28 protein-coding genes are annotated in these 26,856 nt (G+C 63.2%); 12 read left to right on the top strand and 16 right to left on the bottom strand.

The window, feature by feature from the left end; all coding sequences use genetic code 11:
- Positions 1–126: 126 nt before the first annotated feature.
- Positions 127–2,568 carry a glycine--tRNA ligase subunit beta gene (gene glyS, locus AC1DX6_RS18670; protein WP_477315919.1) on the bottom strand — a complete coding sequence of 814 codons (2,442 nt, stop codon included), beginning with the start codon at positions 2,566–2,568 and terminating at the stop codon, positions 127–129.
- Between the two features lie 222 nt (positions 2,569–2,790).
- Between glyS and AC1DX6_RS18665 the strand changes: the two genes are divergently transcribed.
- Positions 2,791–2,934, top strand: a complete 144-nt coding sequence (locus AC1DX6_RS18665) for a hypothetical protein (RefSeq protein WP_477315917.1) — start codon at positions 2,791–2,793, stop codon at positions 2,932–2,934.
- Here AC1DX6_RS18665 and AC1DX6_RS18660 read toward each other — a convergent pair.
- Positions 2,931–3,851, bottom strand: coding sequence for a glycine--tRNA ligase subunit alpha (locus tag AC1DX6_RS18660; RefSeq protein WP_477316468.1), 921 nt, complete (start codon positions 3,849–3,851; stop codon positions 2,931–2,933). The genes AC1DX6_RS18665 and AC1DX6_RS18660 overlap by 4 nt on opposite strands.
- Positions 3,852–4,080: 229 nt before the next feature.
- Between AC1DX6_RS18660 and AC1DX6_RS18655 the strand changes: the two genes are divergently transcribed.
- The gene (locus tag AC1DX6_RS18655) at positions 4,081–4,542 is read left to right on the top strand and encodes an N-acetyltransferase family protein (protein WP_477315915.1); all 462 of its coding nucleotides are present in this window, start codon (positions 4,081–4,083) and stop codon (positions 4,540–4,542) included.
- Positions 4,543–4,599: 57 nt separating this feature from the next.
- Here the strand turns inward: AC1DX6_RS18655 and AC1DX6_RS18650 are convergent, their stop codons facing one another.
- Together AC1DX6_RS18650 and AC1DX6_RS18645 are read right to left on the bottom strand one after the other, a co-directional pair.
- The gene (locus AC1DX6_RS18650; protein ID WP_477315913.1) at positions 4,600–6,375 is read right to left on the bottom strand and encodes a tetratricopeptide repeat protein; all 1,776 of its coding nucleotides are present in this window, start codon (positions 6,373–6,375) and stop codon (positions 4,600–4,602) included.
- 217 nt (positions 6,376–6,592) lie between these two features.
- Entirely contained in the window at positions 6,593–7,609 is a 1,017-nt protein-coding gene (locus AC1DX6_RS18645) for a polyprenyl synthetase family protein (RefSeq protein ID WP_477315911.1), read from the bottom strand.
- Positions 7,610–7,771: 162 nt separating this feature from the next.
- Here AC1DX6_RS18645 and AC1DX6_RS18640 point away from each other — a divergent pair, with 162 nt between their 5' ends.
- The 6 genes from AC1DX6_RS18640 (at position 7,772) to moaB (ending at position 11,465) form a co-directional block, all read left to right on the top strand.
- On the top strand, positions 7,772–7,996 hold the full coding sequence (locus AC1DX6_RS18640; protein WP_477243474.1) for a putative signal transducing protein: 225 nt from the start codon (positions 7,772–7,774) through the stop codon (positions 7,994–7,996).
- Positions 7,996–8,796 (top strand): tRNA1(Val) (adenine(37)-N6)-methyltransferase, encoded by an 801-nt coding sequence (locus AC1DX6_RS18635; RefSeq protein WP_477315909.1) that lies wholly within the window; start codon positions 7,996–7,998, stop codon positions 8,794–8,796. The genes AC1DX6_RS18640 and AC1DX6_RS18635 overlap by 1 nt, the downstream gene beginning before the upstream one ends.
- An 84-nt stretch (positions 8,797–8,880) precedes the next feature.
- A complete protein-coding gene (locus AC1DX6_RS18630; RefSeq protein WP_477315907.1) occupies positions 8,881–9,744 on the top strand; it encodes a S49 family peptidase in 864 nt (287 codons plus the stop codon).
- An 83-nt stretch (positions 9,745–9,827) separates the two neighbouring features.
- Positions 9,828–10,013 carry a hypothetical protein gene (locus AC1DX6_RS18625; RefSeq protein ID WP_477243468.1) on the top strand — a complete coding sequence of 62 codons (186 nt, stop codon included), beginning with the start codon at positions 9,828–9,830 and terminating at the stop codon, positions 10,011–10,013.
- Between the two features lie 26 nt (positions 10,014–10,039).
- Complete coding sequence (locus AC1DX6_RS18620) at positions 10,040–10,933, top strand: 4-(cytidine 5'-diphospho)-2-C-methyl-D-erythritol kinase (protein ID WP_477315905.1); 894 nt, start codon at positions 10,040–10,042, stop codon at positions 10,931–10,933.
- Positions 10,920–11,465 (top strand): molybdenum cofactor biosynthesis protein B, encoded by a 546-nt coding sequence (gene moaB, locus AC1DX6_RS18615; RefSeq protein ID WP_477315903.1) that lies wholly within the window; start codon positions 10,920–10,922, stop codon positions 11,463–11,465. Before AC1DX6_RS18620 ends, moaB begins: the two co-directional genes overlap by 14 nt.
- Before the next feature lie 151 nt (positions 11,466–11,616).
- Here moaB and AC1DX6_RS18610 read toward each other — a convergent pair whose 3' ends face one another.
- Entirely contained in the window at positions 11,617–12,591 is a 975-nt protein-coding gene (locus tag AC1DX6_RS18610) for a hypothetical protein (RefSeq protein ID WP_477315901.1), read from the bottom strand.
- A gap of 169 nt (positions 12,592–12,760) precedes the next feature.
- A complete protein-coding gene (locus tag AC1DX6_RS18605; RefSeq protein ID WP_477315899.1) occupies positions 12,761–13,264 on the bottom strand; it encodes a glycosyltransferase in 504 nt (167 codons plus the stop codon).
- A gap of 150 nt (positions 13,265–13,414) precedes the next feature.
- On the opposite strand from AC1DX6_RS18605, the gene AC1DX6_RS18600 reads away from it, so the two are divergent.
- Positions 13,415–14,569, top strand: coding sequence for a PA0069 family radical SAM protein (locus AC1DX6_RS18600; RefSeq protein ID WP_477315897.1), 1,155 nt, complete (start codon positions 13,415–13,417; stop codon positions 14,567–14,569).
- 152 nt (positions 14,570–14,721) lie between these two features.
- Positions 14,722–15,417, top strand: a complete 696-nt coding sequence (locus tag AC1DX6_RS18595) for a ribonuclease HII (RefSeq protein ID WP_477315895.1) — start codon at positions 14,722–14,724, stop codon at positions 15,415–15,417.
- Positions 15,418–15,665: 248 nt separating this feature from the next.
- Here the strand turns inward: AC1DX6_RS18595 and AC1DX6_RS18590 are convergent, their stop codons facing one another.
- The 7 genes from AC1DX6_RS18590 to AC1DX6_RS18560 form a co-directional block, all read right to left on the bottom strand.
- On the bottom strand, positions 15,666–16,157 hold the full coding sequence (locus tag AC1DX6_RS18590; protein WP_477315893.1) for a F0F1 ATP synthase subunit B: 492 nt from the start codon (positions 16,155–16,157) through the stop codon (positions 15,666–15,668).
- A 10-nt stretch (positions 16,158–16,167) separates the two neighbouring features.
- On the bottom strand, positions 16,168–16,749 hold the full coding sequence (locus tag AC1DX6_RS18585) for a F0F1 ATP synthase subunit B (RefSeq protein ID WP_477315891.1): 582 nt from the start codon (positions 16,747–16,749) through the stop codon (positions 16,168–16,170).
- Positions 16,750–16,827: 78 nt separating this feature from the next.
- The gene (locus AC1DX6_RS18580; RefSeq protein ID WP_006206606.1) at positions 16,828–17,052 is read right to left on the bottom strand and encodes a F0F1 ATP synthase subunit C; all 225 of its coding nucleotides are present in this window, start codon (positions 17,050–17,052) and stop codon (positions 16,828–16,830) included.
- 68 nt (positions 17,053–17,120) lie between these two features.
- Entirely contained in the window at positions 17,121–17,879 is a 759-nt protein-coding gene (locus AC1DX6_RS18575) for a F0F1 ATP synthase subunit A (protein WP_477315889.1), read from the bottom strand.
- Positions 17,880–17,945: 66 nt separating this feature from the next.
- The gene (locus tag AC1DX6_RS18570) at positions 17,946–18,338 is read right to left on the bottom strand and encodes an AtpZ/AtpI family protein (RefSeq protein ID WP_477315887.1); all 393 of its coding nucleotides are present in this window, start codon (positions 18,336–18,338) and stop codon (positions 17,946–17,948) included.
- A gap of 254 nt (positions 18,339–18,592) precedes the next feature.
- Positions 18,593–19,777, bottom strand: a complete 1,185-nt coding sequence (locus tag AC1DX6_RS18565; protein WP_477315885.1) for a cell wall hydrolase — start codon at positions 19,775–19,777, stop codon at positions 18,593–18,595.
- Positions 19,778–19,911: 134 nt separating this feature from the next.
- Positions 19,912–21,198, bottom strand: coding sequence for an MFS transporter (locus AC1DX6_RS18560; RefSeq protein ID WP_477315883.1), 1,287 nt, complete (start codon positions 21,196–21,198; stop codon positions 19,912–19,914).
- Between the two features lie 122 nt (positions 21,199–21,320).
- Between AC1DX6_RS18560 and AC1DX6_RS18555 the strand changes: the two genes are divergently transcribed.
- Positions 21,321–22,229 (top strand): LysR substrate-binding domain-containing protein, encoded by a 909-nt coding sequence (locus AC1DX6_RS18555; RefSeq protein ID WP_477315881.1) that lies wholly within the window; start codon positions 21,321–21,323, stop codon positions 22,227–22,229.
- A gap of 17 nt (positions 22,230–22,246) precedes the next feature.
- Here AC1DX6_RS18555 and der read toward each other — a convergent pair whose 3' ends face one another.
- Complete coding sequence (gene der, locus AC1DX6_RS18550) at positions 22,247–23,680, bottom strand: ribosome biogenesis GTPase Der (RefSeq protein WP_477315879.1); 1,434 nt, start codon at positions 23,678–23,680, stop codon at positions 22,247–22,249.
- 6 nt (positions 23,681–23,686) lie between these two features.
- Positions 23,687–24,352: a tetratricopeptide repeat protein gene (locus tag AC1DX6_RS18545; RefSeq protein WP_477315877.1), complete on the bottom strand. Its 666-nt coding sequence runs from the start codon at positions 24,350–24,352 to the stop codon at positions 23,687–23,689.
- Between the two features lie 194 nt (positions 24,353–24,546).
- Between AC1DX6_RS18545 and AC1DX6_RS18540 the strand changes: the two genes are divergently transcribed.
- Positions 24,547–25,548, top strand: a complete 1,002-nt coding sequence (locus AC1DX6_RS18540) for a polysaccharide deacetylase family protein (RefSeq protein ID WP_477315875.1) — start codon at positions 24,547–24,549, stop codon at positions 25,546–25,548.
- Between the two features lie 24 nt (positions 25,549–25,572).
- Here AC1DX6_RS18540 and sbmA read toward each other — a convergent pair whose 3' ends face one another.
- The gene (sbmA, locus tag AC1DX6_RS18535) at positions 25,573–26,835 is read right to left on the bottom strand and encodes a peptide antibiotic transporter SbmA (protein WP_477315873.1); all 1,263 of its coding nucleotides are present in this window, start codon (positions 26,833–26,835) and stop codon (positions 25,573–25,575) included.
- Positions 26,836–26,856 lie beyond the last annotated feature (21 nt).

Here is a 26,856-nt window from a genome sequence, read left to right as displayed (position 1 = left end):
CCACGGAGAGATCATCGTCATATGACTGTAAGCCGGCTCGAACGCCGTCCGGCGAATTTTTTCCAGCGGTTTTTGTTGGGCATGATCTTATCCGAAAACCGGTTCCCACTTTTCGGGATCATGCTCTTAACCGGCGATCTTCGAGAAATCCGCGACCTGATCGGTCGCCGCGCGGATACGGGCGAGCAGCGCCAGGCGGTTGGCGCGCACGGACTGGTCCTCGTCATTTACGAGCACTTGCTCAAAGAATGAATCAACCGGTTCACGCAATACGCTAAGCGCCAGCATGGCGGCGGAAAAGTCTTCATTCTGAATCGCTTCGCCGGCTTGCTTCTCAGCCTGATTCACCGCCGCAAACAGCGATTTCTCGGCATCTTCCCTGAAAAGATCCGGCTCAACAGTGCTTGCAATCGCCGTTTTCTTCTTCTCCTCGGCGGCCAGAATGTTGGCCGCGCGCTTGGTGCCGGCCAGCAGGTTCCTGCCATCCTCGGTGTCGAGGAAAGAGCCCAGTGCTTCGACCCGGCGAACGATCTGCAGGAGGTCGTCGGATTGCGGCGTGATGACCGCATCGATGAGATCGTGCCGCGCACCCTGGTCGCGGAGGTAGACCTTCAGGCGGTCGTGGAAGAAGGCGAGGAGGTCGCCAATGAATGGGACCAGCGAGGCTTGCAGCTCCATTATGCGCTGGCCGTCGAAGAACTCCCGCTCCGGATCGGAAGAGCCAAAGGTTTCGGCAATTGCCTTCTCGAGACCGTTCTTCACCAGATCAGCGACAAGACCCGCTTCCGGCAAGAGACGGCTTGTGCCTCTGTAATCGTGAATGCGAGAATCCAGCATGGCAACCACGCCACGACTTTCTGCGCCCTCACCGAGACGTTCATATGCCGCGAGCGCCGATGAGACCGTCGCCGCTATGGCAACCCCGAAGGAAAGCTTGATCCTGTTTTCGAGCACGATCCTGACCACCCCCAGCGCTGCTCTTCGCAGCGCATAGGGATCCTTTGACCCCGTCGGCTTTTCGTCGATGGCCCAGAAGCCGACCAGCGTGTCGAGCTTGTCGGCAAGCGCTACGGCAATCGAAACCGGATCGGTCGGCACGCGGTCGGACGGGCCCTGCGGCTTGTAGTGCTCTTCGATGGCCGCGGCGACGGAAGCATGCTCGCCCTGCAGCAGCGCATATTTGCGGCCCATCGCGCCCTGCAGTTCCGGGAACTCGCCAACCACTTCGGTGGTGAGGTCGGCCTTGGCCAGTACGGCAGCGCGTTCGGCGCGCTCGCGCAGGTATTTTTGCTCGGTGTTCAGATCGTCGGCCGACAGCAGCTTGCCGTCGAAGAAGCTCGCCTGCTTCGAAAAGATGTCGGCAATCTCGCCGGCCAGCCCTTTGATCCGCTCCACCCGCTCGCCCTGGGTGCCAAGCTTGGCATGGAAGGTGACGCCAAGATGGTCGAGGCGGGCCATGCGCTGGTCGAGCGGCTTGTTAAGATCGAGGGCGAATTTTGCCGCCGAAGCTTGCAGCTGGTCGAGATCAGGCACGTTGCCCTGGTCGGTCTTCCAGAAATAGAGCGCATCGGACAGGCGGGCGCGCACCACCTTGCCGTTGCCGTGCGCGATCTCCTTGCCGCCATCCTTGGCCTCGATGTTGGCGGTCAGAATGAAGCGGTTGGAAAGGCCTTCATTGGTGCCTTGCGGGCGCGTGACAAAGCACTTCTGGTTGGCGCGGATGGTGAGCCTGATCACCTCGGCCGGAATGGCGAGAAAATCCTGCTCGAATTCGCCCATCAGCACGACCGGCCATTCGACCAGGCCTGACACTTCCTCTAGCAGGCCCTCGTCCTCGACCAGGTCGAGCCCGTTGGCGAAAGCGAGGTTCCTGGCGTCGGCGAGGATGATCTCCTTGCGGCGGTCGCCATCGAGCACGACCTTCGCCGCTTCCAGCTTGGTCACATAGTCATCAAAGCGACGCACGGTGATGGCATCCGGCGCATGAAAGCGGTGACCGTAGGTGACATTGCCTGCGCGGATACCGTCGATCTCGAAATCGACCACGACCGGTTCCTCGGTCTCCGGACCAAACGTGCACAGGATCGACTGCAGGGGGCGCACCCAGCGCAAGGAGCCGGGCTTTGCCGAGGCCGGGCCCCAGCGCATCGATGTCGGCCAGGGGAAGCTGCGGATGATGGCCGGCACCAGTTCGGCGATGATTTCTTCCGCCGCCCTGCCCGGCTTCGCGATATGCGCGACATAGAAGTCGCCCTTCTTCGGATCGGAGTGGACATGCGCCTCGGCGATCGAGGCCAGCCCGGCCTTGCGCAGGAAACCCTGGACCGCCTGCTCCGGCGCCGAGGTCGCGGGGCCCTTGATCTCCTCGTGAATGTCCTTCGAACGCGCGGTCAGGCCGCGAATATCGAGCGCTAGGCGGCGCGGCGTCCAGTATTCGCGCGCGGCGTCATAGGTCAGCCCGGCCTCGACCAGACCATCGGTCAGCATCTTCCTGAGGTCGCCCGCCGCCTTGCGCTGCATGCGGGCGGGAATCTCTTCCGAGCGGAGTTCTAGAAGCAAGTCAGGCATGGATAGGGCTCACGCGGCAATGGTCCGGGCGGGGCATAGCAACTCGGCTGGCCGCTGTCACCCTTTCCCGCGCCGATCGTCGGCTTCAACCGATTTCCGGGAATTTTCCCTGCCCTGTCGGGACGACGCCGGCCCGCCCGTCCTTGGTTCAAAGATTTCCATGAACCGAACGCCGCGCTGAAGCGACCCACGCTCAGGCAGAGAGCTATTGGCTGAACGACCATGAAGACGATATCGACATTGCTGCAGATCCTCGCACTCAGCGCCTGCTTCACGGCGCAGGTTCATGGTGCATTCGCGATGCCGGGCGTTCGCCGCGCCTTGCAGACGATGGAAGCCTTCACCCTCCAGTCAACGGCGCGCTAAGCTGCCAGGCCGCCTGCCTGCGTCAGCAAGAACGCCTCGCCGCAGGCTTTCGCCAGATTGCGCACCCGCAAGATGTAGCTCTGCCGTTCGGTGACAGAAATCACGCCGCGCGCGTCGAGCAGGTTGAAGACGTGGCTGGCCTTGATGCACTGGTCGTAGGCCGGAAAGACCATGCGGTGCATCGGCAGATTGTCGTTCGAAGCCGGCGCGCCGGCATCGAGCAGCGCCTTGCACTCGGCTTCGGCGTCCTCGAAATGGCGCAGCAGCATCGCCGTGTTGGCGAATTCGAAATTGTGGCGCGAATATTCCTGCTCGGCCTGCAGGAAGACGTCGCCATAGGTCACCTTGTCGGCGCCTTCGCGGCCGTTGAAGTTGAGGTCGTAGACATTGTCGACGCCTTGCACATACATGGCCAGCCGCTCCAGCCCATAGGTCAGCTCACCCGCCACCGGCGCGCATTCGATGCCGCAGACCTGCTGGAAATAGGTGAACTGCGACACTTCCATGCCGTCGCACCAGCACTCCCAGCCCAGCCCCCAAGCGCCCAGCGTCGGGCTTGCCCAGTCGTCCTCGACGAAGCGGATGTCGTGCAGCAGCGGATCGACGCCGATCGCCTTGAGCGAGCCGAGATAGAGCTCCTGCAAATTGGGCGGATTGGGCTTCAGGATCACCTGGTACTGGTAATAATGCTGCAGCCGGTTCGGGTTCTCGCCATAGCGCCCGTCCTTGGGCCGCCGCGAGGGCTGCACATAGGCGGCGTTCCAGTGTTTTGGCCCGAGCGCGCGCAGCGTCGTCGCCGGATGAAAGGTGCCGGCGCCGACTTCCATGTCGTAGGGCTGCAGGATGACGCAGCCATAGTCCGCCCAGTAGTTGTGCAAGGTCAGGATCAGCCCCTGGAAGGAGCGGCTGGGATGCATGTGGGCGGGAATAGTGACGGTCACGGCGGCCTCGACGGAGCGGCGGAATGGGGCATTCCCTAGAGGCCTGGCCGGCAAGCGTCAAGGCGAGGCATGCCGGCACGGGATCGCTGCGAGGGTGCAAAGGGCACGTTGAAAGCTTTGCCGGCGGCTGGCCCATTGCCGCCTATGGCAGGCTGCGGTCTGTTCGATGCTCATATCGCCCGTGTCAACGACAGCAGGTTCAGCAATGTCCAGCCCCATCACCGTCCGCCCAGTCACGCGACAGGATTTCGAGCAATGGCTGCCGCTGTGGGACGGCTACAACGCATTTTACGACCGCTCGGGTGAGACGGCCCTGCCGCGCGAGATCACCGAGATGACATGGTCGCGCTTTTTCGACGCCTATGAGCCGATGCATGCGCTGGTTGCCGAGAGCGACGGGCAGCTGCTCGGCCTGGTGCACTACCTCTATCACCGCACCACCACGGCGATCGCGCCGAACTGCTATCTGCAGGATCTGTTCACGTCAGAGGCTTCGCGTGGCAAGGGCGTCGGCCGAGCCCTCATCAACGCCGTCTACGACATTGCCAAGGCCGCAGGCTCAGGCCGGGTCTACTGGCTGACGCATGAGACCAACCACACGGCGATGAAGCTCTACGACAAGATCGGTGACCGTTCCGGGTTTGTCGTCTATCGCAAGCTGTTCTGATCAAAAAAAACGGGGCCGACATCGGCCCCGTTTTTTAGAATAGTCAGGACAGACCGCTCAGCCCTTCGGAGCCGTCGCCGGCTCGGGCTTGACCTTCGGGGTTTCCTGCGCCGTGTTGGATATGATCGGCGGCAGGCCCTTCAAGAGCTTCTGCTGCAGGACCGCGAGCACATCGGGGTCCGGCTTCAGGTCGCGGGCCTGGTTCCACTGGAAGGTGGCTTCAAGCTTGCGGCCAACGCGCCAATAGGCATCGCCGAGATGGTCGTTCAGCACCGGATCTTCCGGCTTCAACGACACGGCCCGCTCCATTTCGCGCACGGCGTCTTCGAACCGGCCCATGCGGAAATAGGCCCAGCCCAATGAATCGACGATGTAGCCATCGCTCGGCCTGAGATCGACGGCCTTCTGGATCATCGCCAGGCCTTCCTTGAGGTTCATGTTCATGTCGACCCAGGAATAGCCGAGATAGTTCAGAACCTGCGGCTGGTCGGGCAACAGTTCCAGCGCCTTGCGGAAATTCGGCTCGGCCTTCGGCCATTCCTTCAGCCGCTCATAGGCGATGCCGCGCTGGTAGTAGACGTTCCAGTTGGCCGCGCTCGGGGTCTTCAGCACCGCGACCGCCTTGTCGTAGAGATCGGCCGCCGAGCGGAAATCGTCCTTCGAGGAATAGACGCCGCCGAGCGCCAGATAGGCGCGCATGTCGTCTGGGTGAGCGGCGACGAACGCCTTCAGATGGGCGATCGCTTCATCATGGCGGTCGAGATCGGCAAGGTTCAGACCGAGTTGCAGGTCCGAAAGCTCCTTCAGCGGCGAAGTTGCGGGGATACGGCGATAGAGCGCGATGGCGCCTTCGCCGTCCTTCAGCTGCTCGGAGACGGCGGCGAGCTGCACCAGGGCAGCGTCGCTCTCGGGCTTCAGCGCCAAAGCGTATTGCAGATACAGGCGGACGAACGGCTCGCCGCCGCCGCGATTGAGCGCGGTGGCGAGGTCGAGCAGGATTTCCGAAGCGCCGTCCGACGGACCGGTAACGAAAGGCTCAATCTTTTCGCCCTTGCTGATCTTGCCACGCAGCGCCGCTATTTCCAGCTTGCCTGGCGAAAACGCCTCGGCCTGGTCGAGCACCGACAGCGCCTTGTCCTTGTCGCCCTTGCGGGCGAGGAAAGAAGCGTAAGCCTGCGCATTGCGCATCCAGGTTTCGGGCGAAGCGCCACCGGCGGTGGTGTCGGCCAAGGTGGCGGCGTAGATCGCATCGGCTTTTTCGGACTGGCCCGAGGCGTCGGCGATCAGCGCGCGATGGAAGGATTTGAACAGGCCGAACCAGTCCGGGCCCTGGAGCTTGTCGACGGAGGCCATTGCTTCGGTGGCGTCGCCGGCGCCCTGCTGCGCCCAGCCGGACATGACACCGGAGATGAGCCGGTCGAGATCGGATTCGAGCGACAGCTTGAGCCAGTACTGCGCCTTGGTAAAATCCTTCTTGTGGAAGGAATCGACCGCCAGCGCCAGGCGCGAAAAGCGCTCGACGTCGGGAACTTCCTTGAGCTTGTCGGCATAGGCCAGGGATTCGTCGAAGCGGCCCTGCGCGATCAGCGACAGCATCAGGCTCTGCTGCAAGGAGGTGTCGCCGGGAGCGAAGGCGAGCGCCTGCTTGTAGTAGGCGATGGCATTGTCGAGGTCGTTGTCGCCTTCGGCGATCCGCGCGGCCAGATAGGCTCCGGAAAAGGATGTGATCTTGACCGGTTCGGTGGTCTGTTTGGCGTAGGCCGGCAGACCAGAGATCGCCATGCCCGTCACAATTGCCAGCCCTGTCAGCCAGCGCGCACGTCCTTGCCGCATCGTATCCCTTTCAGCCAAACGCGAGCCCCGCGTCAGCGGGACCGCCGTAGACTCGATCTTTTCCCGACAAAGCATGGCCTTTTTGGGGTCAGGCTTCAATCCGCCTCAAATTCACAATCGAGTCATGCGATTAACAAACCATCGCAAAAGTGGCATCGAACGACGCCATCCGGCTAAAAAGGCGGATGGCCGGGCTCAGATCGAGATCGGGAGCCGCTCAGTTCACTCTGGCGATGCAGAAATCGATGACGTCGATCAGCGCCGATTTCTGCGGCGTCGCTTCCAGCGGCGCCAGCGCATCGCGGGCGATCTCGCCGAAATGGCGGGCGCGGCCGATGGTGTCGGCAATGGCGCCATGACGGGTCATCAGGCCGATCGCCTTTTCCAGCCCGGCATCGTCGGTGACATTGTCCTCGATGGCGCGCTTCCAGAAGGTGCGCTCGGCCTTGGTGCCGCGCCGGTAGGCGAGGATCACCGGCAGCGTCACCTTGCCCTCGCGGAAATCGTCGCCGACATTCTTGCCGAGATCCTTGCTGGAGCCGCCATAATCCAGCGCATCGTCGATCAGCTGGAAGGCAAGGCCGAGGTTCATGCCGTACGAACGGAGTGCCGCGCGATCGTTGCGCGTCGCCAGCGCAATCACCGGACCGACTTCGGCGGCGGCGGAAAACAGCGCCGCGGTCTTGGCCTTGATGACCGCAAAATGCTCATCCTCGGTGGTCTCAAGGTTCTTGGCGGCGGCAAGCTGCATCACCTCGCCCTCGGCGATGATTGAGGCGGCGCTGGACAGGATGTCGAGCGCCTCGAGCGAGCCGACATCGACCATCATGCGAAAAGCCTGGCCGAGCAGGAAATCGCCGACCAGCACGCTCGCCTGGTTGCCCCAGATCATGCGGGCGGTCTTCTTGCCGCGCCGCATGCCGCTCTCGTCGACGACGTCGTCATGCAGAAGTGTCGCCGTGTGCATGAATTCGACCGAAGTGGCGAGCTTGACGTGACCCTCGCCGGAATAGCCGAACATCTGGGCGGCGGCGAGTGTCAGCATCGGCCGCAATCGCTTGCCGCCGGACGAGATCAAATGGTTGGCAACCTCCGGGATCATCTCGACGTCGGAGCCGGCCTTGGACAGGATCAGTTCGTTGACGCGACCCATGTCGGCCGCCGTCAGGTCGATGAGATCCTTGATGGAGGCGGCTTCCCGCTTCCCGTTTTCGATGTTGAGAACGACACCCACTACAATCACTCCCGTCTGATAGCACGCGCGCGACGGCCCTTGTCCCTACATGACTCTAGGGCTGCACCCACGGGCACGGCAAGAGGCGAATTGGCGCGGTTGCGACGACGGCGTGTCAACCTGTGCGTTTACATCAACGCCGCAAGCTGCGAGTTTCATCCGATGATAGAGCTCATCCGCACCAACGACGCCGTCATCATCTCCTTTGTCGAATCGCTGATGCGCGATGCCGGCATCGGCTGTTTCGTCGCCGACCAGAACATGAGTGTGCTCGACGGGTCGATCGGCATACTGCCGCGGCGCATCATGGTCGACGCCGATCAGGCTGATATGGCCCGGCGCATCCTGACGGATGCCGGCATCGCCAACGAGATCCGTCAAAAATAATGGCCGCGTCATCAGCCGCCTCCGTCCCGGACACGCCGGCCCACACCGTCGACGCCTTCCATCGCGGGCGGTTCTGGCTGGTGCAGCCGCGGCAGGCAGGCCATCGCGCCGGCATGGACGCCATGATGCTGGCGGCTGCCGTTCCATCCGCCTTTACCGGGCGCCTCGCCGATTTCGGCGCCGGTGCGGGTGCCGCCGGGCTGGCGGTGCTGTCGCGCTGTCCGGCAGCCGAGGTGGTGCTGGTCGAACGCTCCGCCGAAATGGCAGCCTTCGCCACAACCACGCTTGCCCACCCCGGCAATGCGCATCTCGGCAACCGCGGCTCGGTGCTGACAGCCGATGTCACGCTGTCGGGCCGGGCGCGAACGCAAGCCGGCCTTGCCGACAATTCCTTCGATTTCGTCATCATGAACCCGCCTTTCAATGCCGCCGAGGACCGCGCCACGCCCGACCGCTTGAGGAGAGAGGCGCATGTCATGGAGGACGGGCTGTTCGAGAGCTGGATCCGCAGTGCGGCGGCGGTGGCCAGGCCGCGCGGCGGGCTTGCCGTCATCGCGCGGCCGGAGCAGCTCGGCGTCCTGCTCGAGGCGATTTCAGGCCGCTTCGGCGACGCCGAAATGCTGGCAGTGCATCCTCGCCCCGAGGCGGCGGCGATCCGTATCGTCGTCAGGGCGGCACTCGGCGCGCGCGGCAAACTGTCGATCCGCCCGCCGCTGATGCTGCATGAACAATCGGGCGATGGGCCATCGGAACGAACCGAGATGATCAACAACGGACTGGCGTCGCTGTTCGGCGACTGATTTTGCCCAGCCGGTGCGGCGGCATTGCCGTTGGCCGGCGAATCCCTACATGCGCTCGAGCAATTGACCGGAGATAGTGCCCTCGTGAAACGCCTTTTGAACCGCCTGCTGCCAAAATCCTGGCGCTCCACCGTCGTCACCGTTCCGGTCATCCGGCTGCACGGCACCATCATGTCGGGCGGCGGCCAGTTCCGGCAGAACCTGTCGCTGGCCTCGACCGCCGGTCTCATCGAAAAGGCGTTTTCCTTCGACGCGCCCGCGGTCGCCATCTCGATCAATTCGCCTGGCGGCTCGCCGGTGCAGTCGCGGCTGATCTTCAAACGCATTCGCGACCTGGCAACCGAGAAGAACAAAAAGGTTCTGGTGTTCGTCGAGGACGTGGCGGCGTCGGGCGGCTACATGATCGCGGTCGCCGGCGACGAGATCTTTGCCGATCCGTCCTCCATCGTCGGTTCGATCGGCGTGGTGTCGGCCTCGTTCGGCTTTCCCGAACTGATGAAGAAGATCGGCGTCGAGCGGCGCGTCCATACTGCCGGCCAGAACAAGGCGGTGCTCGACCCGTTCAAGCCGGAGAAGAAGGAAGATGTGGAACGGCTGAAGGCGCTGCAGCTCGAGGTTCACGACACCTTCATCGACTTGGTCAAGGAGCGGCGCGGCAGCAAGCTGAAGAACGACCCGGACCTGTTCACCGGCCTGTTCTGGACCGGCAAGAAGGGGCTGGAGCTTGGCCTGGTCGATGCGCTGGGCGACATGCGCACCGTGCTGAAGACACGTTTCGGCGCCAAAACCCAGCTCAAGCTGATCACGACGCCGCGCGGCTTCCTCAGCCGGTTCGGCCTGTTCGGTTCGAGCCAGGGCTTTTCGGCGCCGGATATTGCCGCCGCCGCCGCGACCGGCGTGGTCGATGCGGCGGAAGAACGCGCGCTGTGGGCGCGCTTCGGGCTTTGAAAAACCGTGGAAAACGTCTAGCATGAGTGCTTGACCGACCCCACCGGCCGCGTTTGCCAGCCCTGCGAGGGAGGAGTTTTGACATGCCACAGATCATTTTCTTCGCCGCTGTCGGGGCGCTGGCCTATGTCGGATACCGTTCCTTCGTCAGGGAAGCGCAGCGCGTGACGGCCAAGATACGGCGCACTGAAAAGCAGGCGGCCAACGGCACGATGGGCACGCTGGTCAAGGATCCGAAGACCGGCGAATACCGCCTGGCCAAGGACTGACCGTCATTTCCCTCGCCGCCGAGACCGTGAATTCCGACGCCCGGACGTGGCATGCGCATGCCAAGATCAACCTGGCGTTGCACGTCACCGGCAGGCGGCCGGACGGCTACCATCTGATCGAAAGCTTGGCCGTGTTCACCCGTTTCGGCGACAGGGTGGAGACGGCGCTTGCCGACAGCGATCAGTTTTCGGTGTCCGGCAAATACGCAGCCGCGGTGCCTCTCGACGGCGACAATCTGGTGGTGAAAGCGCGCGATGCGCTGCGCAAGGCGGCCGGCGTCCGGCAGACGCCACCGGTGACCATCCGGCTCGAAAAGAACCTACCGGTTGCCTCCGGCGTCGGCGGCGGCTCGAGCGATGCGGCGGCGGTGCTACGCGGGCTGGCGCAGACATGGCGACTGGACATCGACGAGGCTGAACTGGCGCGCATCGGCCTCTCGCTTGGCGCCGACGTTCCGATGTGCCTTGCGGCAAAACCGCTGATCGCGCGCGGCGTTGGCGACGAGCTGTCGATGGTGCAGGATTTTCCCGCCCTCGGGCTGGTTCTGGTCAATCCCGGCACCGCCATCTCCACCGCCGATGTGTTCGCAGCCCTTGCCCGTCGCGACAATGAAGGGCTGCCGCCGCTGCCGCGCAGTTTCGATTTTCACAGCGTCCGCAACTGGCTGGAGATCACCCGCAACGATCTTGAGCCGGCGGCCAGCGCCATCCTGCCCGCCATCGGCAGGGCGCTCTCGGTGCTGAACAGGGCCGGATCGGGGTTCTCGCGGATGTCGGGTTCCGGCGCTACCTGCTTCGGACTGTTCGAGACCGGCAATGTGGCCAAGCGCGCGGCCGCCGAAATCCGCAGCCGTGAACCGAACTGGTTTGTCGCCGCGACGCGCAGCATCGCATCGGAGGGAGCTGATGGCCAGAATTGACGAGAGCCGCGCCTTTGTTCCGGTGCGCATCGCGGTGCTGACCGTTTCCGATACGCGCAGCCTTGCCGACGACAAATCCGGCCAGACGCTGGCCGATCGCATCACTGAAGCCGGCCATATCCTGGCCGCGCGCGACATCGTCACTGACGACCGGGACAAAATCCGCGACACGGTTTTAGCCTGGTCGCGGGACAAGGATATCGATGTGGTGATCACCACCGGTGGCACCGGCTTCACCGGCCGCGACGTGACGCCGGAGGCACTGGAGCCGATCTTCGAAAAGCGCATGGACGGCTTTTCCGAAGTGTTCCACCGCATCTCCTACGACAAGATCGGCACTTCGACGATCCAAAGCCGGGCTACGGGCGGCGTCGTCAACGCCACCTTCGTCTTCGTGCTGCCGGGCTCGCCCGGCGCCTGCAAGGATGCCTGGGACGGCATTTTGAAGCCACAGCTCGACTACCGGCACATGCCCTGCAACTTCGTCGAGATCATGCCGCGCCTGGATGAGCATCTGCGGCGCGGCAAGTAAGGCGTGTTGATATTCAGGTGATGCCGGCCTGCAAACGACGGCTTTCTGCGCTTCCGGTGCTCACGTACCTTAAGTACGCTCCGCTCCGGTTCTCGAAAACCGTCGTTTTCGGCTCGGCCTGACCAGAATCTCAACACACCTTAATCCGGTTTTAGCGAATGACCGGCTCGCCATGAAAACGCCGGCGCGAGGGTGGTGAAACGCCGAAGCCGACCTCCATCATCAGCCGCGGCGTGCGCGTTGGCACGGTGCCCATGTGGAAGCCAAACGGGTCCTCGACAAAGCCGAGACCCGCCTCGCCGGTCAGCGTGACCGGGCTCTCGTCGCCATAGACGCCGAGCACGTCCCGCGCCGGATGGCCGACGAGCAGCGTCAGCTGATGCTTGAGGGCGCGGCGCTTGTGGCTGCCTCTGACATAGACATGCGGACCGGTGTCGGCATCGACAGGCTTCAGATAGAAGAAGAATTTCAGCATCCGCCAGTCGTCGAGATCGAAATGGTATTTGCCGAGCGAGGCCAGGTTCTTGTCGGCGTCCGAGGCAGCGCCGGTCGGAAAGCTCCACCAGACGCGCGTGGTGATCAGTTTCGCCTGGCCACCGAGATAGCGCGCGGCAATGTCGAGAAGCAGTGGATCGCGCTGGATGGCGAGTGCTGCGTCGCAGTCCAGGATACGTTCGAAAAAGTGGCCGCTGAGCAAGGAGCGGCCGAAGCGTTTTTCGGCCTCGGCATGATCGGCCGGCATGAATTCGAGACGGCGGTCGAAATTGCCGAAGCAAGGCGTGCGCTGCGCAAAGCTGGTGATTTCCTCATGGATCGCCTGCGGCAGGACAAGCCCGGAAAACAACCCATCCGATTTCAACGCGCCAACAACCGCGGCGCGATCGACGCCGGCAAACATCGTATCCCCTGCGTTGCGTGCCGGCCTGGCCGTTTTGGCGCCAAGCCAGTGCAGGCGCCGCCCCGGCATGGTGCGGGCCAGCATGAACATCGGCAGCCAGGCCGGATTCTCGCGAAGATCGGTCAGATAGGTCGGGATCCGCGCGGCTATGCGGCGCAACAGGCTGCCGTTTCGCGCAATTGCCTCCAGGCTGGCGGCGCCGGATTTGTCAGGGCTTGTAAAGGTCATCGGGTCCTCGGGTATGAACGCGGCACCGACGCAGCATCGGTGCTCACCGCTCCGGCATTACCCAAACCCTGATATCCCGCATCGAGGGAATGCTACGCCCGCGTCAGATTTTGTGCAATGCACAATAAAAGTGTGCCCTGCAAAATCTGGTGAGAGGAGGCGTAGGCTCTCACTTCCTCGGCGCCACCCAGATGTCGGCGTTGAGCCGTTTGGTGGCGAGGCCGCGTGCAATGGCCTCGGCGCTGCGCGCGTTTTTCGACAGGGCCGTCGCCTGCCGCTTGCTGATCACCAGCCCTTCGGCCAGCGCCCGGTTTCCCGAAAAGACCCGCGACAGGAACGGTGTGCGGCTGCCGCGAGCGCGTGAGAACCGCGCCGGCATGGTCTGCCTGGCCGTGTGGGCGACGACTTCGTCGATCCAGCCTTCCGCCAACCGCGCGCCCGGTTCCAGCAACAGCAGCCACTCGCCTTTCGCCTGCCTGATGCCGGCCGCAACGCCGCCGCTGACATAATGGCAGCCGGCATGTTCGGCCACCCGGTGCGTCTGGTCGGTGGAACCGGTGTCGCAGACGATGACATCGCGCACCACGCCCTCGACCGCACCGCCGATCAGCGAGGCGAGCGTGCGGGCAAGGCCCTCTTCGTCATCAAGGGTTTCGATCAGGACGGTGAGCATGGTTAGCCGCATAGCGGAAAGCTGCGCTCGGCGCCAGTTTTCGCATCGCGGCATAAAAAGTTCTTGCTTTGTTCTCATCGACAAAATAGGAATAGTTTCATGAACAGAGCGATTCGACAGCCGACCGACAGTCCCTGGGAGAGGGCAAAAATGGAACATATCGTGCGTGCGGACATTGCAGCCTTCGGGGCAGGACGAGCCGAGATGGCCAATGCGATGATCGAGCAGAGCGGCATGCGCGTCCGTCCGGACCGCAATCGCGGCCGCTCGGCCGGCATCAATCCGTCCGGCCGCTTCGAGCCGGTCAGCCGGCATGTCTTCGACGATGGCTGGAATTCACTGGAGGAACTGCCGCCTTTCAAGACCGAGGTGCAGGTCGAAAAGCCGCGCACCATCATCACCCGCAACGAATCGCCGGACATTTCCTTCGACCGTTCGATCAATCCCTATCGCGGCTGCGAGCATGGCTGCGTCTATTGCTTCGCACGGCCGACGCACAGCTTCATGGGCCTGTCGCCGGGGCTGGATTTCGAATCGAAGTTGTTTGCCAAGCCGGATGCGGCACGGTTGCTCGACAAGGAGCTGTCGAAGGACGGCTACCAGCCGCGCACCATTGCCATCGGCACCAACACCGATCCCTACCAGCCGATCGAAAAGCAGTACCGGATCATGCGCGAGATCCTCGAAGTGCTTGAGGCGCGCGGCCATCCGGTCGGCATCGTCACCAAATCCGCTCTGGTGACGCGCGACATCGACATCCTGTCGCGCATGGCCGAGCGCGGTCTGGCCAAGGTGGCGCTGTCGGTAACGACGCTTGACCGCATGCTGGCCAGAACGATGGAGCCACGCGCCTCGACGCCGACCAAGCGGCTGGAGGCGATCAGGCAGCTTTCGGACGCCGGCATTCCAGCCTCCGTCATGGTGGCGCCGATCATCCCCGGCCTCACCGACCAGGAGATGGAGCGCATCCTTGATTCGGCACGCGCTGCCGGCGCACGCGAGGCCGGCTATGTCGTGCTGCGCCTGCCGCTGGAGGTCAGCCCGATCTTCAAGGACTGGCTGCTGCGCCATTATCCCGACCGCTATCGCCATGTGATGTCGCTGATCCGTTCGATGCGCGACGGCAAGGACTACGATTCGGAATGGGGCAAGCGCATGAAAGGTGCTGGCCCCTATGCCTGGCAGATCGGCCGGCGTTTCGAGATCGCCGCCAAGCGGCTTGGCCTCAATGCCGAGCGGCGCACGCTTCGGACCGACCAGTTCGTCGCCGCCGCCAACGCAACCGAGCAATTGATGCTGCTTTAAAAATCATCATCTGCCTGCCCTCGCTGGCCGGCAGATGAAGAAATCCCGTCCGGCCTGTCCCCCGGCCTGCAGACGGTGCCCTCCCGGTCTTGCCCCACCTGACCCTGGAGGGACTTGCGGAGAATCGGAGCCGATGCGAACCTCGCCGCAACATGGCTCGCGCGCGTTCCGATTCTCCGCTTCTTTTCGAAATCGTCGAGAAGCCCGACTTCTCCTTCGAGACGAAGGCGATGGCCGAAGGCCTGTGGCCGGTGGCGGGGATGGACGAGGCCGGTCGCGGACCGCTGGCTGGGCCAGTGGTGGCGGCAGCGGTGATCCTCGATCCCGCCAACATTCCCGAAGGACTAGACGATTCCAAACGGCTCAGCCACCTGCAGCGCGAGGCTCTGTTTCTCAAGATCCTCGGTTCCGCCTTCGGTGTGTCGATGGCCTCGATCAGTGCGGAAGGCATCGACGGCAGCAATATTCTCAAGGCCAGCCTGGAGGCGATGCGCCGCGCGCTGGTCGGCCTGCCCATACAGGCGAAACTGGCGCTGGCCGACGGCCGCGACGTGCCGCCGGGCCTGCCTTGCCTGGGGCGCGCGCTGATCAAGGGCGACCAGCGCTCGCAGTCGATCGCCGCCGCCTCGATCGTTGCCAAGGTGATGCGCGACCGCATGATGTGCGGCTGCGGCAGCCACCACGAGAACTACGGTTTCCAGGTTCATATGGGCTACGCCACCGCCCGCCATCGCACGGCGATCGAAGCGCACGGACCGGTGGCACGGCTGCACCGCGTGTCGTTTGCGCCGTTCCGGCTGGGTGGGGCTGAGGTTGTGGAAGAAGAAAGCTTCGCCGGACTGGACTAGCGCCGACGGCGGTGCTCTCGTCATCCTCGGGCTTGACCCGAGGATCCATGCCGTGACGCTTGCCGAGGAATGCGGCCTATCAGAATTCGGGACAGTCGCAACGCTCGAAGGTCGCGGCATGGATCCTAGGGTCTACGCGCGTCGCTGCGCTCCTTGCTCCGCCCTAGGATGACGAACTGCTAGGCCTGCAAACAAAAAAGCCGCCAGGTTGCCCGGGCGGCTTTCGATGATCCGATCGATGCGATCGTCTAGTTCAGCTTGGACTTCACGTCCTGCAGCGAGGCCTTGAACAGGTCGGCGCCGGCCTTGGCGTCGATCTTGCCGGCGAGCAGGGCGCGGGCGGCTTCGACGGCGATGTCGACAGCGCTGGCGCGCACTTCGGCAACCGCGTCGCGTTCGGCTTGGCCGATCTTCTGCTCGGCAAGTGCTGTGCGCCTGACGACATAGTCCTCGGTCTTCTTGTGTGCCTCGGCGGCAAGCAATTCGGCCTCGCGCTTGGCGGCGGCGACGATGCTTGCTGCCTCCTGCTCGGCTTCCTTGCGCTTGCGCTGGTATTGGCCGAGCAATTGCTGGGCCTCCTCGCGCAGCCGGCGCGCTTCCTCAAGCTCGTTGCTGATCTTGGCGGCGCGGGCGTCGAGCGCCTTGGCGATCAGGCCCGGCACCTTGATGTAGACGGCAATGGCGAGGAAAATGACGAGGGCAACCGTGGCCCAAAGCGTCGCGAGAGATGTGGCGTCCATAATGCGCTCCTCACCGGGCCACGGATTTGACCGCAGCCGCGATCTCGGCCTTGCTGGTCTTGCCGCCGACAAGCGCCTCGACAATGGCCGAAGCCGTATCTTCGGCGATGCTGCCGACTTCCTTCATGGCGTTGGCCTTGATGGAAGCAATGCTGGCCTCGGCCTCACCGAGCTTCTTGTCGAGGGCGACCTCGACCTTCTTGCGCGCGGTGTCGGCTTCCGCCTTGGCCGCGTCGTTGGCCTGCTGGCCGATCGCGTTGGCCTTGGCCTTGGCTTCCGCCAGTTCCTGCTCATAGGCAGCAACGGCGGCGTCAGCCTCGCCCTTCAGCCTGGCGGCATGGTCGAGATCCTGAGAAATGCGATCGTTGCGCACGTCGATGATGCCACCAAGGCGCGGCATCACCACCTTCTTCAGGAACAGGTAGAACAGCCCGAAGGTGATCGCCAGCCACAGAAGCTGCGACGGGAACGTCGCCGGATCGAATGGCGGGAACGCGCCGTGCGCTTCGGCAGGCACACCGGTGCCGGAATGCGTGTCGCCTTCCGTCGCGGCAGGCGCTGTCTCTTGCGCAAAGGCAGATGTCACGAACATGGACTATCCCCGAAATTCAGGCTTGGCCGCAGGATTGCGGCCGGCCTGTCCAATCTTCTCAACGCTTGCCTGAAGGGCTCAGCCGAACAGGGCCAGAAGCGCGATGAGAAGCGAGAAGATGCCCAGAGCTTCGGTCACGGCGAAGCCGAAAATCAGGCGACCGAACTGGCCATCGGCTGCCGACGGATTGCGCAGCGCGCCCGCCAGGTAGCTGCCGAAGATGTTGCCCAGGCCAATGCCCGCGCCACCCATGCCGAGGCAAGCGATGCCGGCGCCGATGTACTTTGCTGCTTCTGCGTCCATTTGTTCAACTCCTTTGGATCTGAAATTCCGTTGCGATTCCATCCGGCACGACTGCCGGAAACTCTTGATCAGTGCCCCGGGTGCAGGGCGTCGTTCAGGTACATGCAGGTCAAGACGGCAAAGACGTAGGCCTGCAGGAAAGCGACCAGCAGTTCCAGCGCCGTCAGCGCCACCGCCATGGCCAACGGCAGGATCGAGCCGGCGATGCCGACAGCGCCGAGCGCGCTCAGGCTGACGACGAACCCCGAGAACACCTTCAGCGTGATGTGGCCGGCCAGCATGTTGGCGAACAGACGAACCGAGAGGCTGACCGGGCGCGAGACGAAGGAAATCACTTCGATCAGCACCACCAGCGGCAGCAGGAAGACAGGAACGCCGTGCGGCACGAACAGTTTGAGGAAGCCGAGGCCGTGCTTCATGAAGCCGTAGACGACCACGGTCCCGATCACCAGGGCGGCGAGGCCGAAGGTGACGATGATATGGCTGGTGACGGTGAAGAAGTAAGGAAAAAGCCCGAGCAGATTGGCGACCAGCACGAACATGAACAGCGAAAACACCAAGGGGAAGAACTTCAGCCCCTGGGTTCCCGCGGCGTCCCTCAGCATGTTCGAGACGAACTCGTAGGCCATTTCCGAAACCGACTGCAGCCGGCCGGGAACCAGGCTGCGGCTCGACGTCGAGAGGTAGAGAAAGGCGGATGCGACGGCCACGGTCGCGAGCATGAACAATGCCGAATTTGTGAAGGAAAGGTCATAGCCGCCGATGTTGATCGGCAGCAGTTTGATGATATGGAACTGGTGGATCGGATCGACCTTGTCAGCAGCCACTTTACATCCCCGTCAAAGCCGCGCGCGGCTTGAGTGTCTTGTTCATTGCGCCGGCAAGCAGCGCCTTCATTCTTTCGGATCGCGCGATTTGTCGCCCTGTCCGAATTCCGCCACGACGCCTGCCGTACGCAGGACATTGAGCACACCGGCGCCAAATCCCAGCAGCAGACCCACGATCAGACCCCATGGCGATGATCCCGCCACACGATCCAGAAACCAGCCAAGGCCCACGCCCACCACTATACCGGCGATAAATTCGCTGGACAGCTTCAGGGCCTGGCCATATCCGGCCACCGCTTTCGCGTCGTCTTTCCCCTCGCTCCGGTCCGGCCGTCTTGTCGCAAGCGTTGCTTCAAGGTCGCGCCGGCGGCGCTCAAGTTCGTCGTCGCGGATGTCGGCATCGTGCTGTTTGCCGCGGCCGGTTTCTCCGGTTCCGTCTGGCCCGTTCTTGTCGGCCATCGAACCCCCCTGCCCGGTCAGAACGTCGCCGTCCGTCCGCTTCTAAAGTCGCCGGCAACATAGTTAGAGGGTTTGCGCCCGTCAAGCCACGGGCGGAACTTCAAAGCCATGTATTTTCTATAGTAAAATCAATGACTTGAAAAGGTGCGACATCGTGCCCGGCGCAGCAGCGGGGATGCAGGCCCCGAATCCTCCCGGCAATGGCGGTTTGACCGACCTGATGTCAGCGAAAAGATATGGCGGTTGGCGAGCGCTCAGCTCCAGCCGCCGCCATAGGTGCGGTAGAAGATGTGCAGGCCGATCTTGGTCATCTTCTGCATCGTGCGCGCCCAGCCCGGATGGACATAATTGGCGTAATAATGGGTCGACGACCCGACTTCCGGAATGAAGATCTTGCCGGCGGTGACCGCCATGGCGACATCCTGCGCGGTCTTGTAGTGGGCGGGGCTGTCGATGCGCTTCTTCCTGCCGTCGCAGGCGAAGGAGAACTGGCAGCGGTTGAGCCAGTTGTCGTTCTGGTAGACGACGCCGCAGATCGAATTCGGATAGGCCGGGTTGCGGACGCGGTTGAGGATGACCTGGGCAACAGCCGCCTGGCCGCGCACGGTCTCGCCGCGCGCCTCGAAATAGATGCCGTTGGCAAGGCATGTCTGCTCCTTGCTGGAGAAGACGCTTGCCGGCAGCGGGTTCTGGATCCACGAATGATCGCCCTTGGCCATCGGTGGAATGAAGCGGCCGTTGTTCGGCTCCTCGTCCTGCAGCAGGGCTTCGAAGGGCGAGGCCTTGGCATAGTCGGGCTCGGCCGATGCATAGGCGGTGGCCAGCACGTCCGGGTGATCGTTGTTGACCAGCGCGGCAAGCATTGCTGGCATGCCGGGATCGGGCTTCTTGTCCTCACGCGTATGGAACGCCTGGGCGATCTGGATTTCCTTGCCTTTGATCTGCGGCCTGGCGAAGGCCATCTTGAGGCCGCTGTCCATGCTGGGGCGCAGCAGCGAGGAGGTGCGCTGGAAGATCGAGCCGGCGTTGAAGTCCTTCGGCGGCGACACCGGCGAGACCTGGATGATGCGGCCCTTCTTGTCGGAGCGCATGACGCGATCCTCGTCGGGCGTCACGCCGGCGACGCTGCCCTTGCCGCGAAACGAGATGGTGCCGATGCCGGGCAAGCGGACGCCGGAGCCCGAGATCGAGCCGGTGCTGACGGAATCGACGAACGGCATTTCGGCGGCATGGACGGAACCGGCGACGGATTTCTCGACATAGGAGTTCCAGCGCGCATTCGGCGCCTCGAGGCCGGAGACCAGGCTCGTCATATCCTGGTAGGCAATATCGGTCGGAAAGCCGACCCAGATGCCGAGCCCGATGATGAACGGAGACAGGAAGGAACGTTTTTTCTCACCGGCGGCGGCGATAAGCCGCTTCAAAACACGTCGATGCACTGAACTCTCCAGAAACGCAGAACCGAACCCACTGGAGAGGGACAATGATGCATTAACCTTGATGGGGCGTTAACGCGTCCGATCGTGTTTTTTTCATGTTGGAGCGACAAGGACAGGGAAAGCCGGCGAAGGAATCAGGCGGGCCGCAGGAAGATCGGCCAGGCAATCAGCGCGCATGCGGCGCCCGCCAGCCACACACAAGTCCACGACCCGACCAACACCAGCAGCCCCGGAATGGCGATCGGCACCAGGAAGAAGGCAACGAAGACGAAGCTGTTGGCGAGGCCCAGCGCGGTGCCGGCATGGCTTGCGCCGGCAAGTGTGACCAGTTCGGTGTAGGCAACACCGTGCCACGAGGAGACACAGATGCCGGCGACAACCAGCAGGGCGACCAGCGCCGGCAACAGCATCGACACGGGCAAGTCGGCGGATGCCATGACCAGCAATCCAAGGGCGGCGAAGGCCAACACGCTCAAGACGCTGCAAAGACGCAGGAACGATCGGCGGTTGCCGCGGCGATCGGTGAAGCGTCCGCTCCAGACTCGCATGACCATTGCGCCGACCTGGACCGTGGCCAGGCTGGCGCTGATCACGGCCGTGCCCATGCCGGCGAAGTCGTGCAGGAAGACGGAAGCGAAAGTCAGCACCGCCACTTGCGGAACGCACAGCATGCCGATGGCAATTGCGATGCGCCACACCGCGACATTGCGCAGGGGCGCCGGGCCGACTGATGTCGCGGCCCGTGTCGCATTGGTCTCCCCGCCCTGCGGCGGCTGATGCAGCCAGAGCCAGGTGAAGAAGACTGAGACAGCGGACGCTGCCGCCAGCAGACCGAAGACCGCGGCAAAGCCATGGACTGAGGCCAGTGACGGCAGGACGACGGCGCCGAGCCCGCCGCCGAGTGGCACCGCCGTCTGCCTGATGCTCATGGCAAAGCCGCGCTCGCCTTCACGAAACCAGGCCATGATGGCGCGGCCGCTCGACCCGTTGACGCTGCCGCCGAGCAGGCCGGTGACCAGCAGGCTTGCTGCCAGAAGCGGAACGCTCGGAATATGTGCAGCTGACGGCACGACAAGGAATGCCATGAACAGGAGCCATGCGGCGGTTGCGCCGAGCCCTGTCAACAGCACGCGGCGGTCGCCCCAGCGATCAGTGAGCAGCCCCCATGGCAGTTCGCTCAGCATCACCCCAAGGCCCATGAGCCCCAGCACCAGACCGAGTTGGCCGTTGCCGAGGTGATAGCCTGAACGCAAGAACACCGCCGTCGCCGGGATGCCGGAGAAGATGGCGGAGAAGCAGGCATTGGCGGCGACCCCGATGCCCAGCACCTTCCAGCGATGATTGCTGCGAAATGCCGGCGCGCTGGGTGCGGCAACGGTCAGGCCCGGCTTGCAAGGAGATTCGGAAACGACAGCGGACATGGGACAGGCTCCATGGATGGATCGGCAAGGCTGGGCCTTGACGCACTGTCTCTACCGCCATAGCTTTGTCCCGAATATCAGGAAGTTTTTGATCGTATGTCCTAAAAAACAGGATCATTGCTATGCGACGCGTAGCCCTCGACCTAGACGTTCTCCGCAGTTTCGTCACCGGCATGGAGCTGGGCAGCTTCGCCAAGGCTGCCGACCGGCTCGGCCGCTCGACCTCAGCGGTGAGCGCGCAGTTGAAGAAGCTGGAGGAGCAGGCGGCGACGCCGATCTTCCGCAAATCGGGACGCGGCCTGGCCTTGACGGAGGCCGGCGAGACCATGCTTGGCTATGCGCGCCGGCTGCTCGATCTCAATGACGAGGCGGTATCGGCCATCCACGACGTCGAGCTGGAAGGCTGGGTGCGGCTCGGCCTGCAGGAGGATTTCGGCGAGGCAGTGTTGCCGGAGGTGCTTGGGCGCTTCGCCCGCGCCCACGCTAAGGTCAAGATCGAGGCCAGGATCGCGCGCAGCGCCGAACTTGCCGAACGGATCACCTCGGGCGGCCTCGACATCGCGCTGGCCTGGCACAATGGCACGACGCTGCCCTACAGCCGGCATGTCGCCGATGTTCAGATGCGCTGGATCGGCCCGGCGAAGGTTATCGAGACCGGCCTGCGCGATGGCGAGGCGCTGCCGCTGGTGGCGCTGGAAGCGCCGTGCCTGTTGCGCACGGTGGCGACGGAAGCACTCGACCGCGCCGGCCTGTCATGGCGGATGGCCTTCTCCAGCCCGAGCCTTGGCGGCGTTTGGGCGGCGGTCGCGGCCGGGCTGGGCCTGACGATCCGCACCGATATCGGCCTACCGGCCACTGTCAGGGCGATGACATCAGAGATTGCCGGGCTGCCTGCCCTGCCCAAAATGGCGCTGGTGCTGCATCGCAAGGAGGCCGAACTCGATCCGGTGGCGGCGCGTCTCGGCGACATCCTGCTGCAGGCAGCCCTGCAAGCGCTGCCGGAAGGTGCGCAGCTGCGCAACGCGGCCTGACGCCTGGGCCTTGCCCCTCAACTGCGCTTCTTGGCCCTGCCGGCGAACGGATTGTCCGAGGTGCGCAAGGCGATGCGGATCGGCACGCCGGGCATGTCGAAGGCCTCGCGCAGGCTGTTCGAGAGATAGCGGACATAGGATTGCGGCATCGCATCCGGCCTTGAGCACTGGACGACAAAGCCCGGCGGTCGCGTCTTGGCCTGCGTGACATATTTGATCTTCAGCCGGCGCCCGGCGACGGCGGGCGGCGGATGATGCGCCAGGATGCCTTCCAGCCAACGGTTGAGCTTGCCGGTGGAAACGCGGCTGTTCCACACCTTGTGCGTCCGGATGACAGCATCCATCAGCTTGTCGAGACCGCGTCCGGTTTCGGCCGAAACCGTCACCGCCTGCATGCCACGCGCCTGCGGCAGCAGCCGCTCGGTCTTCTCGCGCAGTTCCGCCAAGAGTTCCTGCGGGTTGTCGATGAGATCCCATTTGTTGAAGGCGATGACTGGCGCGCGACCCTCGCGGATGATCAGGTCGGCGATCTGCAGGTCCTGCTTCTCGAAGGGGATGGTGGCGTCGAGCACGATGATGACGATCTCGGCAAAGCGGATGGCGCGCAGGCCGTCTTGCACCGACATCACTTCCAGCTTTTCGTGGATCCTCGCCTTGCGGCGCATGCCGGCGGTGTCGAACAGTTTTAGCCGGCGGCCATGCCAGTCCCAGTCGACGGAGATGGAATCGCGAGTGATGCCGGCCTCCGGTCCGGTCAACAGCCGCTCCTCGCCGATCAGTGCGTTGATCAGCGTCGACTTGCCGGCGTTCGGGCGGCCGACGACGGCGATGCGCATTGGCTTGGTGTCGTCATAGGCGGGCACATCTTCGGCGTCCGGGTCGAGGATGTCCTCGCCGATCAGCACTTCGCCGGCGGCAACCTCCTCGTCGCCGCCCTCCTCGTCGAAGGCGCGCGCCTCGCCAAGGGCCAGGATCACCGCGTCGCGCAAATCGGGCATGCCCTGGCCGTGCTCGGCCGAGATCGGGATCGGCTCGCCAAGGCCAAGTTCCCAGGCTTCCAGCATGCCGGCCTGGGCGCCCTTGGCCTCGGCCTTGTTGGCGACCAGCACCACAGGCTTGCCAGATTTGCGCACGATTTCGGCAAAGGTCTTGTCGTCGGGCATCAGGCCGGACTTGGCATCGACGGTGAAGAAGATCAGGTCGGCCTCGCGGATGGCGATCTCGGTCTGCGCGCGCATGCGGCCCGGCAGCGTCGAGGCCGCGGCATCTTCGAAGCCGGCGGTGTCGATGACGTCGAAATGCAGGTCGTAGAGCTTGGCGGCATGGACGCGACGGTCGCGGGTGACGCCCGGCGTGTCATCGACAAGCGCCAGCTTCCTTCCCACCAGCCGATTGAAAAGGGTCGATTTGCCGACGTTAGGCCGGCCGATGATGGCGACTTTGAATGTCATCCTGCATTACGACGCGCTGCCCGACCCGCGGATCAGCTCGGACATCAACGTCGCCCGCTCGCGCGTGTTGCGCGGGGCACCGTCATCCGAAGCGATCTGGTCGAACAGTTTGAGTGCATCCTGGGTCTTGCCTTCCTTCCAGGCGGCAAGGCCGAGTGCTTCGCGCGCCGTATGGCGCAGCGTGTTGGTGTCTGATGTCAGCGCCTCGACACGGCTGGAGACATCGGCGAAGGAGCCATGATCGACGAGCAGGAGTGCTGCCCTGAGGCGCGCCATATCGCGAATGCCAGACGGGATGGCGGTGTCGGCGGCGACGCCGTCGAAATCCTTGACTGCCGCATCGAAGTCGCCCTTGTCCGCCTTGACGGTCGCCGCGCGCATGCGGGCGAGCAGCGGATAGGCGCCGTAGCCGTCCGTTTCCAGCGCGGCGAGCGCGGTCAGCGCGTCGTCGCTCTTGCCGTCATTGGCCAGCTTGAGCGCCTGCGAGAAGGCATCACCCGAGCGGTTGGCGCGGGTCTCGTCCCAATAGCGGTAGCCGACGACAGCGGCGGTGCCGATCACAACCAGAATGGCAAGGCCAAGCAAGGCAGGGCCAAAGCGGTCCCACAGCGCCTGCGCCTGGTCGCGCCGCATCTCTTCGTTGACTTCGCGGATAAAACTGTCGTCCGACATCGATCAAAACCATTCCTGCCCGGTCCGGGCCCGTTCTTGAGCCCGCGTTTTAGCGAAATTTTGTCGGCATGGAAGGGGTACGCCACGAAAATCGGCTAATCGCCACCCAGGCCACTGCCGGCTGCGACCGCACCCACGCCACATTTTGTCGATAGCCGGCCTTTGACCGCTTCCAGATGCAGATCAGATTGCCGATGCCTCGTTTGTCCCGCGTTCTTGCGTTTTCCGTCGCCGCGCTCGCCACGGCGGGTGCTGCGTTCGCCGATCCGCCAGCGGCGCCACCGCCGGCCAAGCCGAAGCAGATCGTCATCATCTCGTTCGACAGCGCCCGCGAGATTTCGCAATGGCAGCGCAGCCGCGCACTGGCACAGCGCACCGGCGCCCACTTCACCTATTTTCTCTCCTGCGTCTTCCTGCTGTCGCAACAGACGCGCGCGGAATACACGGCGCCTGGTAAGACCGCAGGCAAATCCAATATCGGCTTTGCAGCTTCCCAGCAGGAGGTGGCGGATCGGCTCGACGAGATCGGGCTCGCCGCCACTGAGGGCCACGACATTGCCAGCCATGGCTGTGGCCATTTCGACGGCAAGGACTGGAGCAAGGCCGACTGGTTGCGAGAGTTCGCCTCGTTCGAGCACATTTTCGAGAACGCCTATTCGATCAACAGCATTGTGCCTGAGCCCAAGGGCTGGCGCGACTTTGCGCGCCATGCGGTGATCGGCTTTCGCGCGCCGTATCTGTCGGCCAACAAGGCGCTCTATGAAGCGCTGCCGGCGGCCGGCTACCAGTTCGACGCCAGCGGCGTCTCGCAAGGCCCGATGCTGCCGCCGACCAGCAAAGGTCTCACCCATTTTTCGCTGCCTGAGATCCCGGAAGGCCCCAACTCAAGGCCGGTGATCGCCATGGACTACAATCTCTTTGTCCGCCATTCCGGCGGCTTCGAGCGGCCGAGCGGAGCGGCGGAGTTCGCTGAGCGGAGCTATCAAGCCTTCCACGCCGCTTTCGATGCGCAATACCGGGGCAAGCGCATGCCGCTGGAACTCGGTTTTCATTTCACACAGATGAACAACGGCGCCTACTGGACCGCGCTGGAGCGCTTCGCCGGCGAGGTTTGTGTGAAGGCCGATGTCGAGTGCATTAGCTTTCGCGACTATGTTTCGCGGCAAGGCGAGAAACAGGCGTCGGTGGGCGGCTAAGCCGCCCACCGACGCGAACGGCTGTTAGGCCGGGTCGGGCTCCTTTGCCTGGCGCTCAAGATAGCGCTTGTCGATATCAGGCAGAGGTGCACCTTCAAGCGTCGCCTCGAAGGCGCGGAGGCGCTTGTAGATCGAGATCAATTCGACGATGGTCGGCCATGAATTGACAAGGTACTGGAATGAATTGGTAACCTGCGAAAAGGCCGCTACCACCTGCTGAAAGACGCCCAACGTAATTCTGCCAGCGGCTACAGTCGGCACAAGGATGAACATAGCAAATATGTTGTCAACTTGCAGATATAGATAACGCACCATGTCGAAATAGACATAGTTCAAGTATAGCGTGAAGTAATTCTTGCGCACATTTCTGAACAGCTCCGCCAGCACAGGCGGCTGAGCGCGGTTCGGATCGTCTTCGCCGAAAACAAGTTCCTTCCGAAGGGCAGCTTCGACACGCTGGTTGCGAAATTCCAGGCCTGGAAGCTTGATGCCGACAATAGCCAACAAGAATGTGCCGAACAGCGACCACAAGATAGCCACGATAACAAGGGGATACGGAATTGAGCCTACGATGGGCAGTTCCTTCACATGCACGGAGAGGGCGGCGAGAACGGGGAGAAATGCAATCAACGTCATTACGGAATCGACCAGGTTAATGCCCAGGTCTTCCATAGTGCGCGAAAAACGCATCGTGTCGTCCTGTACTCGCTGAGATGCTCCTTCCAGGTGGCGCAGCCTCGGCCAGTAAGACGAGAAATAGTCGTTCATCGCTGTCCGCCAGCGAAAAACGTAGTGCTTGGCAAAGAACAAGTTCAAAACAGCAATAGACATGTAAACGGTGGCAAGTGTCAGGAACTGCCAAACCCCTAAATATAATTCACCGGGTGAGACCGAACCGGGCGTCGCCAAGGCTCGCTGAACCATGTCGTAAAACATGCCACGCCAATCGTTCAACGCGACGCTGATCTGAACTATGAAATTGGTAACGAAAATAATCAGGGCTGAACCAAGGATCGACCAATTTTGCCAACGATGCGGCGCATGCCATGCCCAGAACAGGTAGAAGATCATGATGCCGGCGAAAAAGTAGGTGTAGAACCACAAGAAAGATGGCGTCAGGAAGCGCAACGGGCTGATGATTGGCGGCGCCTGCGGATCAATGGGCGGCATACCGAGCATCGCACCCAGATGCTCACCCCCCAAAAACCACAAGATGACGAGCAGCAGACTCCAGACGACTGCCGAGGTGAAAAACAGCTTCGGCTGCGGAAAAAACGATACGAACACTGTGGTGAAATCCTCGAGTCG

This window comes from Mesorhizobium sp. P2_C4 (assembly GCF_056404575.1).
Note: the sequence above shows the minus strand (reverse complement) of the source record. Positions and strands in the feature narration are given on the sequence as shown.

Coding starts and splice junctions, on each gene's coding strand:
- glyS (WP_477315919.1), bottom strand. CDS start 2,568: ATGCCTGACTTGCTTCTAGAACTCCGCTCGGAAGAGATTCCCGCCCGC.
- AC1DX6_RS18665 (WP_477315917.1), top strand. CDS start 2,791: ATGAAGACGATATCGACATTGCTGCAGATCCTCGCACTCAGCGCCTGC.
- AC1DX6_RS18660 (WP_477316468.1), bottom strand. CDS start 3,851: ATGCATCCCAGCCGCTCCTTCCAGGGGCTGATCCTGACCTTGCACAAC.
- AC1DX6_RS18655 (WP_477315915.1), top strand. CDS start 4,081: ATGTCCAGCCCCATCACCGTCCGCCCAGTCACGCGACAGGATTTCGAG.
- AC1DX6_RS18650 (WP_477315913.1), bottom strand. CDS start 6,375: ATGCGGCAAGGACGTGCGCGCTGGCTGACAGGGCTGGCAATTGTGACG.
- AC1DX6_RS18640 (WP_477243474.1), top strand. CDS start 7,772: ATGATAGAGCTCATCCGCACCAACGACGCCGTCATCATCTCCTTTGTC.
- AC1DX6_RS18635 (WP_477315909.1), top strand. CDS start 7,996: ATGGCCGCGTCATCAGCCGCCTCCGTCCCGGACACGCCGGCCCACACC.
- AC1DX6_RS18625 (WP_477243468.1), top strand. CDS start 9,828: ATGCCACAGATCATTTTCTTCGCCGCTGTCGGGGCGCTGGCCTATGTC.
- moaB (WP_477315903.1), top strand. CDS start 10,920: ATGGCCAGAATTGACGAGAGCCGCGCCTTTGTTCCGGTGCGCATCGCG.
- AC1DX6_RS18610 (WP_477315901.1), bottom strand. CDS start 12,591: ATGACCTTTACAAGCCCTGACAAATCCGGCGCCGCCAGCCTGGAGGCA.
- AC1DX6_RS18605 (WP_477315899.1), bottom strand. CDS start 13,264: ATGCTCACCGTCCTGATCGAAACCCTTGATGACGAAGAGGGCCTTGCC.
- AC1DX6_RS18600 (WP_477315897.1), top strand. CDS start 13,415: ATGGAACATATCGTGCGTGCGGACATTGCAGCCTTCGGGGCAGGACGA.
- AC1DX6_RS18595 (WP_477315895.1), top strand. CDS start 14,722: ATGGCTCGCGCGCGTTCCGATTCTCCGCTTCTTTTCGAAATCGTCGAG.
- AC1DX6_RS18590 (WP_477315893.1), bottom strand. CDS start 16,157: ATGGACGCCACATCTCTCGCGACGCTTTGGGCCACGGTTGCCCTCGTC.
- AC1DX6_RS18585 (WP_477315891.1), bottom strand. CDS start 16,749: ATGTTCGTGACATCTGCCTTTGCGCAAGAGACAGCGCCTGCCGCGACG.
- AC1DX6_RS18580 (WP_006206606.1), bottom strand. CDS start 17,052: ATGGACGCAGAAGCAGCAAAGTACATCGGCGCCGGCATCGCTTGCCTC.
- AC1DX6_RS18570 (WP_477315887.1), bottom strand. CDS start 18,338: ATGGCCGACAAGAACGGGCCAGACGGAACCGGAGAAACCGGCCGCGGC.
- AC1DX6_RS18560 (WP_477315883.1), bottom strand. CDS start 21,198: ATGTCCGCTGTCGTTTCCGAATCTCCTTGCAAGCCGGGCCTGACCGTT.
- AC1DX6_RS18555 (WP_477315881.1), top strand. CDS start 21,321: ATGCGACGCGTAGCCCTCGACCTAGACGTTCTCCGCAGTTTCGTCACC.
- der (WP_477315879.1), bottom strand. CDS start 23,680: ATGACATTCAAAGTCGCCATCATCGGCCGGCCTAACGTCGGCAAATCG.
- AC1DX6_RS18545 (WP_477315877.1), bottom strand. CDS start 24,352: ATGTCGGACGACAGTTTTATCCGCGAAGTCAACGAAGAGATGCGGCGC.
- AC1DX6_RS18540 (WP_477315875.1), top strand. CDS start 24,547: ATGCCTCGTTTGTCCCGCGTTCTTGCGTTTTCCGTCGCCGCGCTCGCC.